At 41.8% G+C, this 17,170-nt stretch carries 21 protein-coding genes and 1 other annotated feature (1 of these 22 only partly in view); of the genes, 4 read left to right on the top strand and 17 right to left on the bottom strand.

Annotation, left to right across the window (positions count from 1 at the left end; translation table 11 throughout):
- Positions 1-124, bottom strand: a binding site (T-box leader); it reaches 106 nt to the left of the window's first position.
- A gap of 75 nt (positions 125-199) precedes the next feature.
- From HMPREF0847_RS05095 to HMPREF0847_RS05125, 7 genes are all read right to left on the bottom strand, one after another.
- The gene (locus HMPREF0847_RS05095) at positions 200-739 is read right to left on the bottom strand and encodes a VanZ family protein (protein ID WP_008809125.1); all 540 of its coding nucleotides are present in this window, start codon (positions 737-739) and stop codon (positions 200-202) included.
- Entirely contained in the window at positions 726-1,814 is a 1,089-nt protein-coding gene (gene rlmN / locus HMPREF0847_RS05100; protein ID WP_002911938.1) for a 23S rRNA (adenine(2503)-C(2))-methyltransferase RlmN, read from the bottom strand. Before rlmN ends, HMPREF0847_RS05095 begins: the two co-directional genes overlap by 14 nt.
- 9 nt (positions 1,815-1,823) lie before the next feature.
- Positions 1,824-2,360 (bottom strand): YutD family protein, encoded by a 537-nt coding sequence (locus HMPREF0847_RS05105; protein ID WP_020992687.1) that lies wholly within the window; start codon positions 2,358-2,360, stop codon positions 1,824-1,826.
- 167 nt (positions 2,361-2,527) lie between these two features.
- Positions 2,528-3,571: a SepM family pheromone-processing serine protease gene (locus HMPREF0847_RS05110; protein ID WP_008809127.1), complete on the bottom strand. Its 1,044-nt coding sequence runs from the start codon at positions 3,569-3,571 to the stop codon at positions 2,528-2,530.
- Complete coding sequence (gene coaD, locus HMPREF0847_RS05115; RefSeq protein WP_008809128.1) at positions 3,558-4,052, bottom strand: pantetheine-phosphate adenylyltransferase; 495 nt, start codon at positions 4,050-4,052, stop codon at positions 3,558-3,560. The genes HMPREF0847_RS05110 and coaD overlap by 14 nt, the downstream gene beginning before the upstream one ends.
- A complete protein-coding gene (rsmD, locus tag HMPREF0847_RS05120; protein ID WP_172858974.1) occupies positions 4,042-4,590 on the bottom strand; it encodes a 16S rRNA (guanine(966)-N(2))-methyltransferase RsmD in 549 nt (182 codons plus the stop codon). The genes coaD and rsmD overlap by 11 nt, the downstream gene beginning before the upstream one ends.
- A 72-nt stretch (positions 4,591-4,662) precedes the next feature.
- Positions 4,663-5,151 (bottom strand): YcxB family protein, encoded by a 489-nt coding sequence (locus tag HMPREF0847_RS05125; protein WP_008809130.1) that lies wholly within the window; start codon positions 5,149-5,151, stop codon positions 4,663-4,665.
- A gap of 183 nt (positions 5,152-5,334) precedes the next feature.
- On the opposite strand from HMPREF0847_RS05125, the gene HMPREF0847_RS05130 reads away from it, so the two are divergent.
- Genes HMPREF0847_RS05130 through HMPREF0847_RS05145 form a run of 4 tightly spaced genes read left to right on the top strand, consistent with a single transcriptional unit; the run spans position 5,335 to position 8,073 of the window.
- The gene (locus HMPREF0847_RS05130) at positions 5,335-6,012 is read left to right on the top strand and encodes a helix-turn-helix domain-containing protein (protein WP_008809131.1); all 678 of its coding nucleotides are present in this window, start codon (positions 5,335-5,337) and stop codon (positions 6,010-6,012) included.
- Between the two features lie 3 nt (positions 6,013-6,015).
- Entirely contained in the window at positions 6,016-7,431 is a 1,416-nt protein-coding gene (locus HMPREF0847_RS05135) for a Y-family DNA polymerase (protein ID WP_008809132.1), read from the top strand.
- Positions 7,428-7,802, top strand: coding sequence for a hypothetical protein (locus HMPREF0847_RS05140; RefSeq protein WP_008809133.1), 375 nt, complete (start codon positions 7,428-7,430; stop codon positions 7,800-7,802). The genes HMPREF0847_RS05135 and HMPREF0847_RS05140 overlap by 4 nt, the downstream gene beginning before the upstream one ends.
- Positions 7,780-8,073, top strand: a complete 294-nt coding sequence (locus HMPREF0847_RS05145; protein ID WP_008809134.1) for a DUF5960 family protein — start codon at positions 7,780-7,782, stop codon at positions 8,071-8,073. The genes HMPREF0847_RS05140 and HMPREF0847_RS05145 overlap by 23 nt, the downstream gene beginning before the upstream one ends.
- An 81-nt stretch (positions 8,074-8,154) precedes the next feature.
- Here HMPREF0847_RS05145 and HMPREF0847_RS05150 read toward each other — a convergent pair whose 3' ends face one another.
- From HMPREF0847_RS05150 to HMPREF0847_RS05195, 10 genes are all read right to left on the bottom strand, one after another.
- Positions 8,155-8,439, bottom strand: coding sequence for a type II toxin-antitoxin system RelE family toxin (locus tag HMPREF0847_RS05150; RefSeq protein WP_008809135.1), 285 nt, complete (start codon positions 8,437-8,439; stop codon positions 8,155-8,157).
- Complete coding sequence (relB, locus tag HMPREF0847_RS05155; protein WP_008809136.1) at positions 8,432-8,656, bottom strand: type II toxin-antitoxin system RelB family antitoxin; 225 nt, start codon at positions 8,654-8,656, stop codon at positions 8,432-8,434. The genes HMPREF0847_RS05150 and relB overlap by 8 nt, the downstream gene beginning before the upstream one ends.
- Positions 8,657-8,895: 239 nt before the next feature.
- A complete protein-coding gene (locus tag HMPREF0847_RS05160) occupies positions 8,896-9,282 on the bottom strand; it encodes a hypothetical protein (RefSeq protein WP_008809137.1) in 387 nt (128 codons plus the stop codon).
- 35 nt (positions 9,283-9,317) lie between these two features.
- The gene (locus HMPREF0847_RS05165; protein WP_008809138.1) at positions 9,318-10,073 is read right to left on the bottom strand and encodes a DUF3883 domain-containing protein; all 756 of its coding nucleotides are present in this window, start codon (positions 10,071-10,073) and stop codon (positions 9,318-9,320) included.
- A 70-nt stretch (positions 10,074-10,143) separates the two neighbouring features.
- Positions 10,144-12,792, bottom strand: coding sequence for a valine--tRNA ligase (locus tag HMPREF0847_RS05170; protein WP_008809139.1), 2,649 nt, complete (start codon positions 12,790-12,792; stop codon positions 10,144-10,146).
- Positions 12,792-14,093, bottom strand: a complete 1,302-nt coding sequence (locus HMPREF0847_RS05175; RefSeq protein WP_008809140.1) for a hypothetical protein — start codon at positions 14,091-14,093, stop codon at positions 12,792-12,794. The genes HMPREF0847_RS05170 and HMPREF0847_RS05175 overlap by 1 nt, the downstream gene beginning before the upstream one ends.
- 59 nt (positions 14,094-14,152) lie before the next feature.
- Positions 14,153-14,716 carry a GNAT family N-acetyltransferase gene (locus tag HMPREF0847_RS05180; RefSeq protein WP_020992688.1) on the bottom strand — a complete coding sequence of 188 codons (564 nt, stop codon included), beginning with the start codon at positions 14,714-14,716 and terminating at the stop codon, positions 14,153-14,155.
- Positions 14,694-15,281: a flavin reductase family protein gene (locus tag HMPREF0847_RS05185; protein WP_008809142.1), complete on the bottom strand. Its 588-nt coding sequence runs from the start codon at positions 15,279-15,281 to the stop codon at positions 14,694-14,696. The genes HMPREF0847_RS05180 and HMPREF0847_RS05185 overlap by 23 nt, the downstream gene beginning before the upstream one ends.
- Before the next feature lie 244 nt (positions 15,282-15,525).
- Positions 15,526-15,780, bottom strand: coding sequence for a DUF1912 family protein (locus tag HMPREF0847_RS05190; protein WP_002899692.1), 255 nt, complete (start codon positions 15,778-15,780; stop codon positions 15,526-15,528).
- Positions 15,781-15,806: 26 nt separating this feature from the next.
- Positions 15,807-17,168: a DUF438 domain-containing protein gene (locus HMPREF0847_RS05195; RefSeq protein ID WP_008809143.1), complete on the bottom strand. Its 1,362-nt coding sequence runs from the start codon at positions 17,166-17,168 to the stop codon at positions 15,807-15,809.
- Positions 17,169-17,170: the final 2 nt, after the last annotated feature.

Below are 17,170 nucleotides of genomic sequence, written 5' to 3' on the forward strand. Positions count from 1 at the left end.
CCGAATTTTTATTGCTTCAAATTCATTTTTTGCATCAGCCCACTTCATAATCTTCCACTGCCTGTTTCCACCAACCACAGGCTCCCTGAAAGCAGAAAAAATTATTACTTTTCTGATGATTTATTTTATTATAGGCCTTTCCCTTTTTCTTGTCAAGAAAAAATTTAATTTTTCAACCTAAATCCGAACCTTTCTCTTGTTAATCTCTTTTGAAAGCGTCATCTTGACGATTTTTCCAGATTTTCTGACCAAGCTGAAATGCCCGCCAAGCCAGATAACCACCCAAAGTATTGGTCCAGAGATCATCAATCTCAAAGACTCTATTGGCGTTGATGAGAAGGTCCAGCAGAATCTGGGTCACTTCGATAGACAGACTCATCCCAAAGCTCAACCATACAACCTTTTTTGTCTTCCGCAACTTCGGAAAGAGCCAAAGCAATTGAAAGATTAAGGGCGACAGTAAGAAGATATTGGCTAGATTTTGGATAAAGACCTTGGCCAGCTGGATCCAAGAAGTAATCTCTCCAATATTGACAAAGGAATTAAAAGGGATTAACAAAACCACTATTCGGCCAAAATACTGGATTCCCGGCGTCTCCATTCCCGGCTCTGGAACCTGAGGAATAAAACACAGAATGCAAAGCATCAAGAAATAGAGCCAGCTTCCCCCTGCTAGCAATCTCCGCCCCTTGGCTGTCGGCTCACCGTCTGAAGTCAGATAGTTCTTAAGGCTGAACATTTTCTACCAATGCTTTCTCGCGATCACGCTTCATAGTATTGGAACGCAGCTGACCGCAGGCTGCATCAATATCCGTTCCATGTTCCTGACGGACCACACAGTTGACTCCATTTTTCTTGAGGGTATCGTAGAAGGCCATCACGCGCTCTTTGGGACTGCGGCTGTATTGGTCGTGCTCGCTAACGGGGTTATAGGGAATGAGATTGACATAAGACAGCTTCTTAATGTTCTTGAGCAGCTCAGCCAGTTCCTTGGCTTGCTCTACACCGTCATTGACTTCATTGAGCATGATGTACTCAAAGGTCACCCGGCGGTTGGTCGTCTCAATATAGTATTCGATAGCTGCAAAAAGCTTTTCAATAGGGAAGGACCGGTTAATCCGCATGATGCTGGTCCGCAGATCATTATTCGGAGCATGGAGCGATACAGCTAGATTGACCTGCACACCTTCATTGGCAAAATCGCGAATCTTATGCGCCAACCCTGAAGTTGAAACCGTGATATGGCGGGCACCGATAGCCAAACCTTTGTCATCATTTACCGTCCGGACAAACTTGAGCACATTGTCATAGTTATCAAATGGCTCGCCGATTCCCATAACCACGATATGGCTAACCCGCTCATCCTGACCACGCTCATCAAAATACTTCTGAACCAGCATAATCTGAGCGACAATCTCACCGTTATTGAGGTCGCGTTGCTTTTTAATCAAGCCGGAAGCACAGAAGGTGCAGCCGATATTACAACCTACTTGGGTGGTCACACAGACAGAAAGCCCATAGTGCTGGCGCATGAGTACTGTCTCAATCAGCATACCATCTGGCAGCTCAAAGAGGTATTTGACCGTACCGTCAGCAGACTCTTGGACGATGCGCTGTTTAAGCGGATTGACGACAAACTGATCATTTAGCTTGGCAATCAAGTCCTTGGACAGATTGGTCATCTCTTCAAAAGACTGGACCCGCTTGCGATAGAGCCACTCCCAAATCTGGGCAGCACGGAATTTCTTTTCTCCCTGAGCTTCCGCCCATTCAATCATTTCCTGACGTGTTAAACTATAAATAGATGGTTTCATGTTTCTCCTTTATTTTTGACGGATGACAAAGTGACGATTGGCTTCTTTTGCGACTTTTTCTTTTGGTTTATTTTGACGATTATCGCGACTCTGGTCATTCCGACGTCTTGAGCGTCTAGAACGTGAGCGTTTTGAAGCTGAGCCAGAATTCTGTTCTTGCTCCCGTTTACTGCGAGATTTTTTATCAAAGGAAGCTCGCTTAGGCTGAAGATTTTCTAATACAAAGTAGGCACAGCCATAATTACAGTACTCCAGCAAATAATCTTCCAAACGACTGATTTTAAAGTCGCTTTCCTTAGCTTTTTCATCCTGATAAAAGCCTCGCAACCGTAGCTGATCATTGCCCCAATCACCGACAATAAAATCAAACTTGGTCAAAATTTCTGAAAAGCGTTGGTTAAAAGCTGTCACATCAAAGGCTTCTCGGTAGTTCTCTACCAAATTAAACTCAATCTCCTCCGTTAAGACCTGTGAACCAATCTGTTTGAACTCAGGACCAGGAAATTTATTGTAATTATAAAGCTCTGGAGCAATTTCTTTGCGCATATATTTTCTCACTTCTATCTAGATAACTCCTCTATTATACTACAAAAACAGGCAGATTTTAAGCTTTTACCCTTAAAAAGTCATTTCTGAGAAAAGTCAGATAATTTCTCTAATTTGACAAACAAGACTTCCATCAAAAAAACTGAGGCTACTTGACCTCAGCTTTATTATTTATTGTTCTTAAGATAATCAATGGCATCCTGTAAGGTTTTAACAGGAACAATTTTCATATCTGTTTTAATCTTTTTAGCAGCCTCAACTGCAGTTTCATAGTTTGTCTTTGCTTTTGGATCGATTTTTTTCATTTCTTTTGTTACAGGATTATTGGGAGCAAAGAAGATGCTGGCACCACTTTTAGCAGCTGAGACGACTTTCTTATCAATCCCTCCAATATCACCAACTTCTCCATCACGATTGATAGTTCCTGTACCTGCAATCACACGTCCATCTCGTAAGGTTGGATCTGCAAGTTGTGTATAGATTGACAAGCTAAACATGAGACCCGCACTAGGTCCTCCAATGCCTTCTGTAGTAAATTCAATTGGAATGTTACTAGTAACTTCTGTTCTATCAATTAAGCTAATACCAATTCCGTTTTTACCATTTTCTAGCTTAATAATCTTTCCAGTCGCTGATTTTTCTTGACCATCTTCCTGGTAAGTGACCTTAACCTTATCTCCTAATTTCTGCGAATTAACATATTTCACCAATTCTTCTGAACTGTCAAAAGTCTTGTCATTAACTCCCGTTACCGTGTCCGCAATATTCAAAATTCCCTTAAAAGTCGAATCTTTTGCGACTTGCAAAACATAGACGCCCAGATATTTCATGCTAATATCTTTTCCAGCCGTTTTCAAGCCTTGATACTTGGCCATGTTTTGGGATGTTTCCATATAAAACTGATTGATTCGAATAAATTCTTGGTCCGATGATCCACCAGTCATTTCTTCAGCAGAGTAGATATCTGTGAAATCAGTCAACCACGCATAAACCAGATGAGCAAAGGTTGCTCGTTGAACTCCAACTGTTACAAACTCGTAAGATCCAGCTTCCTTATCTTCCTTATTATCAACCAGCAAGACCTTTCGAATATCCTCTGCACCGCCAGGAACTTCAATATAGTATGGTAAAGGAACAGTCAAAGATGCAGCAAGCAAAATCAAGCTTGAAAAAATAATAATGGGCCATTTATAAACACTAATTTTTTTCATAAGTTCTTCTTTCTAATTCTTTGATTACACTTTGGGGCACATAGGCCGCGATATCCTGCTGAAAAGCAATCAGTTCACGAATACGTGATGAACTGATATGCCGATAGGCTGGTTTGCTGAGCAAGAAAATCGTTTCCAGCTCTCCTGCCAACTCGCGATTAAAAAAGGTCATATCAGCTTCATAATCTAGATCTTGGCTATTACGAAGCCCACGCACAAAAGCCTTTGCTCCCAGTCTTCTAGCCACTATTACCGCCAGCTCATTCTGAGAGGTGATGACCTCAACATTATCCAAATGCTGCAGTGCTTCTTTGACTATCCGTTCTCTGGCTTCAATGATGAAAAAACCAGACTTTTCCCGATTATAGAAAATTCCTACATAGAGTTTATCAAAGAGCCTACTAGCCCGCTCAATCAGGTCCACATGCCCCTTAGTTATAGGATCAAAAGACCCTGTGAATAATCCTATCTTATCTGACATACACCGTCACCTTTGAAATTCCATATATCTTCTGCTTCCAAATGCCTAGGCCAGCAATTTCCTCAGGTAATTCAACTTCCTTGTCTGTCTCACAGACTACTAGGACATCCTGACTCAAGAGCTGACGCTCCTCTAGCTTCTCAAGGTCTGCCACAATCTGCTCCTTAGCGTAAGGCGGATCCAAGAGAACTAAGTCAAAAGTTCCCGTCAATATTTCCAAGGCTCGGCCAGACTCCATCTTGAGCAAGTCAAAACGTGTGGACTCCTTAGTCATCTGAATATTTTCTGAAATAATAACCTGAGCTCTGCGATCCTTTTCAACTAAGACAGCTTCCTCCATACCTCGCGAAATAGCCTCAATGGCCAAACTCCCGCTTCCAGCATAGAGATCCAGCACCCGACCGCCGTCAAAATAGGGACCAATCATATTAAAAATTGCCCCCTTGACCTTATCAGTCGTAGGCCTGGTCTTCTTGCCGTCCAAAGTCTTGAGGGGCCTACCCCCGTATTTACCTGCAACAACTCTCATAAAGAGTATTATAACATAACTAGCCTCTAGCAGGCCAATCTTTTAAAAATTAAGCAGATAAAAAACAGAAGCACCCCAACATTAGAGACTTCTGTTTTCTTTTAGTTTCAGTAAAAAATCAATTAATTCAGGCTGACAATCTGCCTTATTCAAGATTAGTCCCATTGACCGGCCAACCATGATGTAAAAACTCTCCGGCTTATCCAGAATCGCCACAATATCCTGATAGTTATATCGGGAGGTATGATTGCGATTAAGGACTTGAAAGTCTGTCTCATAGATGCTAAACTCCTGCTCCAAATCATGCCAGAGAGGATTATCCTTATAGAGCTTGAGGAATTGTTGGTTAAAAGAACGATAAAGTAAAAAAGGCATGATCGGCATGAAAATGAAAATACCAATAGCTGGCAAAGGCTCCCTAAAAAATAGACAGACCAATCCTACTGCTAACAAAGCCACTTCACCAATGATCAGAGGAAAGAGCCCTGTCTTTCGATACCAAAAGTTGGCCCAAGCGAAACGGCGGTAAGCTTCTTCTGTCATGGTCGTTTTTGCTGTCATAGGAAACATCTCTCTACCTACAAATCAATCTTTTTTTCTAGTTTACCACAAACTTTGCGGAGATAGCAATCTTAATACTGACAAATCCTATCTTAGATTTACTCCTAATTTTCCATGATAAAGAACTTGCTTTTCTCGATTTCATCTGTTATACTAAACGTAACTTTTAAAACGTTACACAGGAGGTGTGATATGTTTTCGCATGAAAAATTAAAAAAACGCCGGCTGGAACTTAATCTGACTCAGTCTTCCATTTACCAAGAGCTTGGGATTTCCAGAAAGACTTACTCTGCTTGGGAAAATGGTCTAGCAGAACCCCACGCCAAAAATCTCAGGAGGTTGGCCACCTGTCTCAAGGTCCAAGAGAACTACTTTGTGGATGAGACCAGCGCGCTCTACACCTACCCTTTACTAACTCTACCACATAAAAAAGAAGTAGACCAGTTCGCTAGTCGGCTCCTAGAGAGACAGCGTAAAGTTAGCTCCCTTACATCTTATAAGGTTCTATCTGTTGAGCTGGCTGCGGGTCGCGGTCACAGCTACTATGACAATGAAACAGACTACGAAACTGTCTACTTTGATCAAGATATCCAGCACGACTTTGCATCCTGGGTCTCTGGGGATTCGATGGAGCCTATGTATCCCAATGGCTCTGTTGCCCTTATGAAACAGACGGGATTTGACTACGATGGGGCGGTCTATGCTCTTATGTGGAATGGCAAGACCTATATCAAAAAAGTCTACCGCGAAGCTGAAGGCCTACGCTTAGAGTCTATCAATCCTGACTACGAGGATCTCTTTGCTCCCTATGAAGACCAGCCTACTATTGTTGGTATCGTAGTCGGACATTTCCTGCCGATTGAGGTGTAAGTGATGGTCCTATTTGATTATTCACGCGAGCCCCGTTCAGACATCGCTTTTGTGGATATGAAAAGTTTTTATGCCTCTTGCGAATGCATTGCTCTTGGCCTTGACCCTTTAAAAACCTCGCTCTGTGTCATGAGCCGAATTGAAAATTCCGCTGGACTGATACTAGCTGCCACCCCTCTTTTTAAAAAGAATTTCGGTAGCCAGAATGTCAGCCGAAGCTATAATCTTCCTTTTGATGTCCACACCCGTAAGTTCAACTATGCTGCTGCCCGCAAGCAGGGACTGCCTATTACAGCAGATTATGTGCGCTTTATCGAAGACGCTGCCCAAAAAACACTACTGGTCCCACCTCGGATGAACTACTACATCCAGAAAAATATGGAAATCCAAAAGATTTTCCAGGATTTTGCAGCTCCCGATGACATTTTCCCCTACTCAATTGATGAGGGCTTCCTAGATTTGACAAGCTCTATCAACTACTTCATTCCAGATCAGACGCTGGACCGCAGGACCAAACTGGACCTGCTGGCTGCCCGCATTCAACAGGCTATCTGGAAGAAGACTGGGATTTATGCCTCTATCGGCCTGAGCAACGCCAATCCTCTTCTCGCCAAGCTAGCCTTGGATATAGAAGCTAAACATACAAAAAAGATGCGGGTCAACTGGTCCTACGTGGATGTACCCAGCAAGGTCTGGACTATTCCGACCATGACTGATTTTTGGGGCATCGGCCACCGAACAGCCACCCGTCTTAAGAAACTAGGCATCCATTCTATTTATGATTTAGCTCACTTTAACCCCGACATTCTCAAAAAAGAAATGGGAGTCATGGGCCTGCAGCTTTGGTTTCATGCTCACGGCATTGATGAAAGCAATGTTCACAAGCCTTATCAGGTCAAGTCGCATGGACTAGGGAATTCGCAAATTCTCCCCCGTGATTATAGACAGCAGGCAGATATTGAGCTGGTTTTTCGAGAAATGGCTGAACAGGTCGCGATTCGGCTCAGACGCTCTGGTAAGAAATGCCAGCGTGTCTCCATCTATGCCCGCTATTCCAAGCAGGAACTCTTGCCTTCCATTCATACACAGAAAAAAATTGAGCCTACCAATAACAGCGATCGACTGACCCAAAACGTCGTTCAGCTTTTTCGTTCCAAATATCAGGGTGGGGCTATCCGACAGATTGGCGTTTTTTACAGTGACTTTGTCGATCAAGGATATAGTCTGATTTCTCTCTTTGATAATCCCTTGCAAATTCAAAAAGAAGAAGATCTCCAGCTGACAATCGACCACATCAGAGATCGCTTCGGTTTCGCCTCTTTGCTTAAGGGATCGGCCTTGCTGGACTCCTCCCGTGCTATCGCTCGAAGCAAGCTAACAGGTGGCCATTCAGCTGGAGGGTTGGAGGGCTTATCATGACCGACCGCTCTTATCTCCCCTATCAGTCTGCTCGTGACTTTCAGGATCGGGGTATGGCTAAGTGGGCTGGCTTTTTTCTCTCTGAACATAGCACTGCTCTGGCCAAAAAAGAACTAGATATCAGTCGTCTGCCCCAGCTTGACAGACAGGAGAAATTCCACCTGCTTAACCAAGCCCACACTCAGCAAGTTCCTATCCGAATCACCTTTCTCAATCAGGGCAAGCTGACTGATGTTGTTGCTACAGTCTCTCATCTGGACAGCAAACAGGTTCTCCTGCAGGAAGGTGACCATTACAAAGTCCTTGCTATTCACCAGATTCTTTCGATACAAGCCCTAGGAGGCGCAGATGACTACTCAGAATGTACATGAGGAACTTCAATTTGACTATTTTTCCCAGAACTACTATCAATTTCAAGAGGATTTTTATCAATTCTCCAATCTTCCCCAGCCTCTGATGGTCATGGAAGATGACATCCTACTCCACATGGCCAGTCGCCAGGTCACTTATTTCAAACTCTCTAAAACCAAAAGTTTAGATCAGAAAGACCATTACTTCCACTTTACCGTCAGTCGACCAGACCAAGCAAAGCGACTCTGCATTTACCACTATCAAGGCCAAACAGAAGATATAAAGCAATAAGCTCCCAAGCGAAGTCTGGGAGCTTATGATATGGGGCTAATCAGCATGATATAAATAATCTTGCCTTACTAAAATTAAGTATTAATCTTTTCCTGTAAAGTTATATACTTCCGAACGTTTCGCTACATGAATATTCAGAATCACGAAATCTTCATCATCAACCTTAGCAATAATCCGATAAGATCCCACACGAAAGCGCACATAACCCGAAAGGTTGCCTGACAAATATTTCCCTGGCGCCCTAGGAAAGTCGACATTTACCAGATGTTTATCAATCCACTTAGCGATGACCTTCTGTGTCCCTCTATCCAATTTATCCATAGCTTTGAAAAAAGTTGAAGCATAACGAATTTGATATTTAGCCATAGCGCTTCATCATCTCATCATGAGAATAAGTCTCTTGGCCATTATCAAGCCACTCCTGCATCGCCAGATCAGCTTCTTGGATATCATAAAGATCCTCTAACTTTTCTGCCAAAACCTGAGCAATAAACTCCGACTTAGAGATATTGTGGGAACTCGTCCATAAAGTCAGCTTTTCATTTAACTCATCTGATAAACGGACTGAAGTTGGTACAGCCATGAAATTACTCCTTTTAAAATTGGTTTTCTTATGTAGTTATATTTTACTACACACTGGAATAAAAAACAAGTTGGATAGATCTATCTTATAATTCGTAAATAACTAGAAAAACCAAGTATAACTAAACATCCTTTGAAGATATTTTAGATGTGTGAAATTTTTGGGTGAAACAAGAATAGGAGAGAAATGTATCTGTGCTCCGAAGTTTAATTGGCCAACTTTTTAGGGTCTGTAATACCTTAATTTACATTTTTTATAATACGCTTCCGTTCCTCATCAATAATATCAATTGCTTCATCTATCTCATTTTGAGAAAATTCTATTTTTAAATCGCCATTATCAATAGCATTATACATAATTTCTTCTTTCTTCTTTAATTTTGAATAAATTTTCTCGTCTATATATCCCGCATCACCACTATCAGCTGGTTCGGATTTTGTTTGCAAGTAATAATATCTAGTATATTGATTATCTTCTAGACCTAGTCTATGAATTCTATACCGATACTGTAAGATAAAAGTTAAATTGAAATTATACTCAAAGTACAGAGCATCATGTACTTCCCTGTGAAGAGATACTGATTTCCCTAGGATTTGAGGATTTAATATCATACGATAACCAGCCATATTTCTATGCTTATAAATCTATAAATATTAAACGACTAGTACAAGTCTTCTAAACTTCTATATTCTATGATTTCACTTTTGACAATATTTTTTTCAAATTCAAAATGCTTCAAAGGATTATCGATTAATACTAACTTTGGAATGTCATCTAGATTGGTGACCAAGGATAATACAAAATCTGATTGAAACTCTTTTGCTTTCTCAAATTCTCTGGCTGTCAAACGAACACGTCCCTTAGATTTTCGAATCCCTTTAACCTCAGCAAGGTAAGAATGTTCTTGAACATCTACTTGGAAATCATATCCATCACCATAAAGACGGGCATCGGTCAATTGTCCACCTTGAAATTTTTCTTCTTTATCATAATGGAGTATAAAATAATTCTCTGCTTCCATTCCAGTTTCTTGTAGTCGTTTGAATTTAGTTCGGACTATTGGCTTTTCAATGATGGTTATACCTGTTTTCTTTCCTTCGCTTGCAAGCAGCATTTTAACTATTTCTGCATAACTGTGAACATCTTCGTTCCCAAACATCATGTCAATTAGATCTTTTCTAAAACGGTATACCTCAGCTTTTTGCCACCAACCTTTTCGATTGTTCTCAAAATATGGGTCGAATAAATCCATTCTATTTTTGACTACACCAGTTGTTTCTGCGATACCTAAAGAAACTATATAGCGATAAAACTCAGATTTACTAGCACATTGAAATTCTTTTATAAAAAGTTTGTCAAACTTGGCAAGACCGTAGCCAAGTAAATTTAACAATTCATAATGAGGGTGTTTAGACATCACTTTCTCCATCAATAGATATTGATTTCATTATACCAAAAAAACACGGCATTCAGCCGTGTTTCTGTGTTTATTTCACGAGTTTCTTCATCTCATCAATACGTGCTACGGTCGCGTCGTATTTGGCTTGGTAGTCAGCTTGTTTGTCGCGTTCTTTTTGGACGACTTCTGGTTTGGCGTTGGCTACGAAGCGTTCGTTAGAGAGCTTCTTACCGACCATATCCAGTTCTTTTTGCCATTTAGCCAGTTCCTTGTCGAGACGAGCCAGTTCTTCTTCGACATTGAGGAGGTCTGCCAGTGGCAGGTAGATTTCTGCTCCTGTGATGACGCTTGACATTGCGAGTTCAGGTGCAGGGATAGTTGATGCGATTTCCAAGTGTTCTGGATTTGTAAAGCGTTTGATGTAGTTGACATTGCTGTTAAAGAAGGCTTCCAAGTCGCTATCGCTTGTCTTAACAAGGATGGTGATAGGCTTGCTTGGTGCAACGTTTACTTCCGCACGCGCATTCCGAACAGCACGGATCAAGTCTTTAAGACTTTCCACACCAGTGTGGGCAGCAAGGTCTTCAAAGGCTGGGTTGACAGTTGGGTATTCCGCTGTAACGATAGAGCCTTCTGAGATTTGTCCAAAGATTTCCTCTGTCACGAATGGCATGATTGGGTGAAGGAGACGAAGGATCTTGTCCAAGGTATAAAGGAGAACAGAACGTGTGATGACTTTCTCTTCTTCGTTATCGCTATAAAGGACTTCCTTGGTCAACTCAACATACCAGTCCGCAAACTCGTCCCAGATGAAGTTGTAGAGGATGTGTCCCGCCACACCGAACTCAAACTTGTCAAAGTTTTCAGTGACTTTGCCAATCGTTTCATTGAGGTTGTGCAGAATCCAGCGGTCTGTGACATTTCCAGCTTCTTTGTTTGCAACTTTTTCGACATTGGCAGTTGCTTGCTCAAGGGTCAAGCCTTCATTGTTCATGAGGATGTAGCGAGAGATGTTCCAGATCTTGTTAATGAAGTTCCATGAAGCATCCATTTTCTCGTAAGAGAAGCGCACGTCTTGCCCTGGTGCAGAACCGTTTGAAAGGAACCAACGAAGGCTATCTGTTCCGTACTTATCAATAACATCCATTGGATCAATCCCGTTACCGAGAGATTTAGACATCTTGCGTCCTTGCTCATCACGAATGAGACCATGAATCAAGGCATTTTTGAATGGCGACTTGCCAGTAAATTCCAAACCTTGGAAAATCATCCGAGACACCCAGAACGGAATAATATCATAACCAGTCACCAAAGTTGATGTTGGATAATAACGTTTAAAGTCTTCTGAGTCGACATCAGGCCAGCCCATAGTTGAGAATGGCCAAAGGGCAGAACTAAACCAAGTATCCAAGACGTCTTCGTCCTGAGTCCAACCATCACCTTCAGGAGCTTCTTCACCGACATACATTTCACCCTCAGCATTGTACCAAGCAGGGATTTGGTGGCCCCACCAGAGCTGACGTGAGATTACCCAGTCATGGACATTTTCCATCCATTGGAGGAAGGTATCGTTGAAACGAGGTGGGTAGAATTCTACCTTGTCCTCTGTGTCTTGGTTGGCAATGGCATTCTTAGCCAATTGGTCCATCTTGACGAACCATTGCGTAGACAAGCGAGGTTCAACCACCACACCTGTACGCTCTGAGTGACCAACTGAGTGGGTCATCTTCTCAATCTTAACAAGGGCACCAATTTCTTCTAACTTCTTGATAACAGCCTTACGAGCTTCAAAGCGGTCCATGCCATTGAATTCACCAGCCAATTCATTCATGGTACCATCATCGTTCATAACGTTGACTTGTGGCAAGTTATGACGTTGACCAACCAAGAAGTCATTAGGGTCGTGGGCAGGAGTGATTTTAACCACACCGGTACCAAATTCAGGATCTGCGTGTTCGTCCCCAACTATTGGAATTGGCTTGTTCAAGATTGGCAAGATAACATTTTGACCAATCAAGTCTTTATAACGGTCATCATTTGGGTTAACCGCTACGGCAGTATCCCCAAACATGGTTTCAGGACGAGTTGTTGCTACTTCAAGGGCACGTGAACCATCTTCCAACATGTAGTTCATGTGGTAGAAGGCACCTTCCACATCCTTGTGAATAACCTCGATATCAGAAAGGGCTGTACGAGCTTTCGGATCCCAGTTGATGATAAATTCACCACGGTAGATCCAGCCCTTCTTGTAAAGCTCTACAAAGACCTTACGAACCGCTTTTGATAACCCTTCGTCAAGGGTGAAACGCTCACGAGAATAGTCTACAGAGAGCCCCATCTTACCCCATTGTTGCTTGATAGTAGTGGCATACTCGTCTTTCCATTCCCAAACCTTATCGAGGAATTTTTCACGACCTAAGTCGTAACGGCTAATGCCCTCACCACGTAAGCGCTCCTCGACCTTAGCCTGAGTCGCAATCCCTGCGTGGTCCATACCTGGAAGCCAAAGCGTATCAAAACCTTGCATGCGTTTTTGACGGATGATGATATCTTGCAGAGTCGTATCCCAAGCGTGACCAAGGTGGAGTTTACCAGTCACGTTTGGTGGTGGAATGACGATTGAATAAGGCTTAGCTTTTTGATCGCCTGAAGGCTTGAAAACATCGGCATCAAGCCATTTTTGGTAACGACCAGCCTCAACCTCGGCTGGATTGTATTTAGGTGAAAGTTCTTTCATTAGTAAAATCTCCTTTTATTTTTTTCAAATTTATAATATCTTTTTGGTGGATCTAAATAGAAATATTTTAACAACCAAATCAGGCCTCCTCCAATAATTAATGATAATATGAAACAAAAGAAAATAATTATGGTTGAGGCAAGAAATTCAGACATCCAATCAGATGACGAATTTATAAGTTTGGCCAACTCTACTTTGATCTTCAGTCCCCATATAATTTCAATTAACTTTGGAATAATACTCAACATTAATAAGGTAAGAAAACCATAGATTTGAATTCGATAGAGGTGTCTATCCATTTTATCAGTTCTTATTGGTTTTTTCTTATATTTATTTATATCAAACTGAGAATTTATTTCCCCTATTAGGTTAGGAATTAATATTGGTAAAAACCAGCTTAGAGCATTAATTAATTCATTTTCAACTTGATTGAATACTGCTAACAATAATATACATATTGTTCCAATTAGCCATGAAGCAATCACTTCTTTTATATCTCTTGCACCATATCCAATCATATTATAAATTTGCCACCAAAAGAATGAATAAAGTACTATATATAAAATGAATGTAAGAATGTCAATTACTAAAACAGTCTCGGAATGCATAGCTTTAGAAAAAAAGTAATAAAGATAGATATAATACCACAAAAACGAAGTAATAAACATCGTAGCATATACATTCCATAGTGTCCTTCCCTTAGGAACATCTACTTTATTAACTTTTTTAAATATCTTAATTGATACTATACTTTTTATAGTAGATAATATAGATGGTAGTATTAAGAGTAATAGAATAGCAATCCAATTATTTATTTGTTTTTTGCTTACAGTTGATTCAACTAGATTTGGATTATATAGAAAATAAATCAACACTCCACAAAAGATCCCATCAAACACATTTATGAAAGCCAAGGCTTCCGTACTCTTAGTAAGAAAATCTCTAAATTTATTAAATCGATTTATATATTTAAATGCATATATCAGTATCAATGCAAACTGAAAAATTATAACAAATTTAAAATCGGTTAAAAAGAATAAAAATAAAGTCGAGATAGAAATAAACCAATAAATCGAAAGGCTAATTTTAGAAATACTTCTTTTAGACAATAATTTAAGATAAAAACCTATCAGTAATAAACAAATAATTATCTCTAAAATATAACGTAAAGTAATCTCGCTAAAAAATAAGCTTAACAAAAATGCGGGAAGTGCTATACCTAAAACAGATACAAGGGATAGTATTGGAAAATAAGCTAGCGCGTTCAAAAGTATTTTCCAAACTTGAACAAAAATACTCATCAACCTACTACCAGTCTTAAAATAATGCAATAATTTCAATCATTCCCCCCAATCTAACACTAGTTTGGTATATCCCACTCACTCCTAAGCAAGCCATATCGCAAATCATCACAGCGATTATCTTGGGCATCTTTGCGGTCTCTTATGCGAGCTTCGAGGGTAAAGCCAAGTTTCTCAGCGACTCGTTGACTTTGAAGATTATAGCCAAAGCAAGACAATTCAATTTTATGTAGATTCAGTTCTTTAAAAGCTAGGTCAATCAAGGCACGCGCTGCTTCTGGGACATAGCCTCGTCCCCAATAGTCTGGGTGCAAGGTATAGCCAATCTCCAGTACATCGTCTTCGTGTCGATGGTTGAAATCAACGGAACCAATGACCTTATCCGTCCCTTTGACAACAATTCCATAGCCTGCTGGGAGATTTTGCTTTTGATTACGCTCAGGAAGGATATGCTCCAGATAATAAATCTCATCTTCCAAGGTCTTGACGGGCGGAAAGCCTGCTGGATAGGAGACTTCTGGCAAACTCGCATAGGCATGGATATCCTCAGCATCAGCCACTGTACGGACTCGCAAGATAAGTCGCTCCGTTTCGATTCGCTCAGGTAATATTGCTCTTGTCATCCTTCTTCCTCGCTTTCTTGATAAAGCTTCCCATGGGGTCGACTCGGTCATCTAGATAGCGATAAACGCGCTGGTTACCGTCTCCCATAAAGTAGGTCGGAGCAAAACGATCATTTTTAAAATGTCCCTTGTCATCTAGGAAATCAGAATCAGCAAGTCGCTCAAGAATCTTGGCAAAGATATGGCAGATACCATCTTCTTCAATAATCCTATTGACTTGACATTCTAGAACAAGTGGACATGCTTCTAAAATAGGAGCTTGAGTCCGTTCAGAAATCTTATAGTCTAGCCCTAAGTATTCCAATTTCTCCCGATGGCTGATAAAACCCGCCTGCTCCATCTCGAGCATGAGGTTTTCATCAGGGATGTTCACGGTAAATTTCTGATAATACTTAATCTGCTCCGCAGCATTTTCCTCAGCACCAACTCCGATAACTAGCCAATCACCCAGGCTATAAGAGGAACTGCAAGTTGTGATATTATACCCAAAGGTCTGATCCTGGTAACCAAGAATAAAAATGGGAAAGCCATAATAGAGCTTACTTGTTTTAAAGGATTGCTTCATGACAACCTCCTTTGACTAAGATGCAAAATAAAAGCCCCTGCCATATCCATGACAGGGACGAATGTGTTTATCCGCGGTACCACCCAGTTTCGGGCCAGGCCCGCTGCTTTATTTATTTCAATTTTTCATCCATCAGCAACCAGTTTTGACACATTTGTGGACTTCTCAGCATCGCCACTTTCTGTAAAATGCTTGACTCAAAACACCTCTGATGAACCTATTCTATCACCTTTCAAGCGAAAAATCAATAATTTCTCTCACCCAAAAGTCCATCTGGCAGGTCGTGAAATCCCTTGCCCGCCTGATAGTTGGCGAATTTCCCCAAAAGGAACTGGTAGGCATCAAGACGACTCTCATAGCGAATAGCCGCTTCCTTGGCCCGCTCATCCTGGTCCGCCTCGTAGACCGCCTGACTCTCCTTGAGGGCCATCTCGTTAATCATGACCTGGGTCTTAACCCAAGCTTCAAACTCCTGTAAAAATTCTTGTTCGTAACTCATTTTTCTCACTTTCTAACTGCAAATACCTAGTCCAAATCTCGGTAAAAATCACTGTCAATATCACGGAAGGGCTGAATGTCCTGCACATACTCCAGCACCCCCTGAAATTCACCAGATTCATCTCGCACTGCCGCATAGGTCACATGGACAAACTTACCACGCGATTCCGACTTGAACCACATCTCAAACTTGCCCCTCTCTCCCTCGCGCAGAGCCTTGAAAATCCGCCGAACCTTATCCAAAAACTTGGGCGGGTGACAGAGCTCGACATTGCGCCCTATCTGGGACGGCGTCCTCTTGAAAATCATCTCATCCGCCGGCACACTGTCATTATAATACTGAAAAATATCGTCCTTATTGACAAAGGTAATCTCCATGGGCAGATGGTCCAAAATCAGATTGGCCTCCGCCACCGACAGGTAGCCATGACCAAAAGGCTGCTGGGAGTCCCGATTAAAGGTTTGCTCCTTCTTTTCCTTGGGCTTAAAGGAAATAGTGACCTGACCATCCGGCGTATCAATGACCTGCTGAAATCTGCCATCACTAGCCTGTTCTATGCTGGCTGGCGCTTCGCTTCCTTCATCATCAGCAGCCCCAGCTTCCTCCTCCGAGAATGAGTGCCGCGCAGGAATCCATTTTTCCGTTGGTTTGATGATGGCATAGCCATAAGCATCGCTCTCCTCAGCAATCTTGAGCCAGTCATCCTGATGAAAGGACTCAAGGAGAATCATTAGAAGGATAGACTCTTCCTTGAAAATCATAGCTTCAAACTCAGCCGCAAAAGTCTCAAACTTGTCCTTGACTTCTTCAATAGAAGTATCTGGCAGCTGCTCTGCAGCAATCTTAGCCTCTTGGAAAAGGGCTCGAATCTGATCATCTACCCCCCACATGACCTTGGGCGGCGAATCGTGACCGTAGCCCTCCATGATGGGAAACATGAGCTCTTCCTTGCGCTGATAGTGGACATCAAACTGTCCCACCAAACTCAGCTGGCGCTGGAGTCCCTTACGGATTTCTGGAAGAAGCTCCTCATCTTCTGTACTTTCATAGGTAGATAGGAGCCTGCGAACTCGCATGAGGGCAGCCCGCAACGCTAGATTTTCCTGCTTGAAGACTTGAACCGGATGACCTGGATGGTCGGTATCCGCCACCTCTACATTCTGAATGACACCTTTAAAGAGGTTGGCATGGACGTTACAGAGGGACATGACATCTTCGAAGGTCACTCCCGTATCCGAGTTCATCAGCTCATGCTCCATCAGGCTGATTTCGATAGCGGACACACCCGCAAAATGCTCATTGAAGAGCTCCTGAACAGACTCTGCAGAAGCTCCGTTATGTAGGTCCAGCAAGATAGACTTGAGGACTTCAATGCGTTCAGTAGCCATGT

This window comes from Streptococcus sp. 2_1_36FAA (assembly GCF_000161955.2).
In the GTDB taxonomy this organism is placed as follows: Bacteria; Bacillota; Bacilli; order Lactobacillales; family Streptococcaceae; genus Streptococcus; species Streptococcus gordonii.

Excerpts from the sequence above, each read along its gene's own strand:
- HMPREF0847_RS05095 (WP_008809125.1), bottom strand. The coding sequence starts at position 739 with ATGTTCAGCCTTAAGAACTATCTGACTTCAGACGGTGAGCCGACAGCC.
- rlmN (WP_002911938.1), bottom strand. The coding sequence starts at position 1,814 with ATGAAACCATCTATTTATAGTTTAACACGTCAGGAAATGATTGAATGG.
- HMPREF0847_RS05105 (WP_020992687.1), bottom strand. The coding sequence starts at position 2,360 with ATGCGCAAAGAAATTGCTCCAGAGCTTTATAATTACAATAAATTTCCT.
- HMPREF0847_RS05110 (WP_008809127.1), bottom strand. The coding sequence starts at position 3,571 with ATGAAAAAAATTAGTGTTTATAAATGGCCCATTATTATTTTTTCAAGC.
- coaD (WP_008809128.1), bottom strand. The coding sequence starts at position 4,052 with ATGTCAGATAAGATAGGATTATTCACAGGGTCTTTTGATCCTATAACT.
- HMPREF0847_RS05125 (WP_008809130.1), bottom strand. The coding sequence starts at position 5,151 with ATGTTTCCTATGACAGCAAAAACGACCATGACAGAAGAAGCTTACCGC.
- HMPREF0847_RS05130 (WP_008809131.1), top strand. The coding sequence starts at position 5,335 with ATGTTTTCGCATGAAAAATTAAAAAAACGCCGGCTGGAACTTAATCTG.
- HMPREF0847_RS05135 (WP_008809132.1), top strand. The coding sequence starts at position 6,016 with ATGGTCCTATTTGATTATTCACGCGAGCCCCGTTCAGACATCGCTTTT.
- HMPREF0847_RS05140 (WP_008809133.1), top strand. The coding sequence starts at position 7,428 with ATGACCGACCGCTCTTATCTCCCCTATCAGTCTGCTCGTGACTTTCAG.
- HMPREF0847_RS05145 (WP_008809134.1), top strand. The coding sequence starts at position 7,780 with ATGACTACTCAGAATGTACATGAGGAACTTCAATTTGACTATTTTTCC.
- HMPREF0847_RS05150 (WP_008809135.1), bottom strand. The coding sequence starts at position 8,439 with ATGGCTAAATATCAAATTCGTTATGCTTCAACTTTTTTCAAAGCTATG.
- relB (WP_008809136.1), bottom strand. The coding sequence starts at position 8,656 with ATGGCTGTACCAACTTCAGTCCGTTTATCAGATGAGTTAAATGAAAAG.
- HMPREF0847_RS05160 (WP_008809137.1), bottom strand. The coding sequence starts at position 9,282 with ATGGCTGGTTATCGTATGATATTAAATCCTCAAATCCTAGGGAAATCA.
- HMPREF0847_RS05165 (WP_008809138.1), bottom strand. The coding sequence starts at position 10,073 with ATGTCTAAACACCCTCATTATGAATTGTTAAATTTACTTGGCTACGGT.
- HMPREF0847_RS05170 (WP_008809139.1), bottom strand. The coding sequence starts at position 12,792 with ATGAAAGAACTTTCACCTAAATACAATCCAGCCGAGGTTGAGGCTGGT.
- HMPREF0847_RS05175 (WP_008809140.1), bottom strand. The coding sequence starts at position 14,093 with ATGAGTATTTTTGTTCAAGTTTGGAAAATACTTTTGAACGCGCTAGCT.
- HMPREF0847_RS05180 (WP_020992688.1), bottom strand. The coding sequence starts at position 14,716 with ATGACAAGAGCAATATTACCTGAGCGAATCGAAACGGAGCGACTTATC.
- HMPREF0847_RS05185 (WP_008809142.1), bottom strand. The coding sequence starts at position 15,281 with ATGAAGCAATCCTTTAAAACAAGTAAGCTCTATTATGGCTTTCCCATT.
- HMPREF0847_RS05190 (WP_002899692.1), bottom strand. The coding sequence starts at position 15,780 with ATGAGTTACGAACAAGAATTTTTACAGGAGTTTGAAGCTTGGGTTAAG.
- HMPREF0847_RS05195 (WP_008809143.1), bottom strand. The coding sequence starts at position 17,168 with ATGGCTACTGAACGCATTGAAGTCCTCAAGTCTATCTTGCTGGACCTA.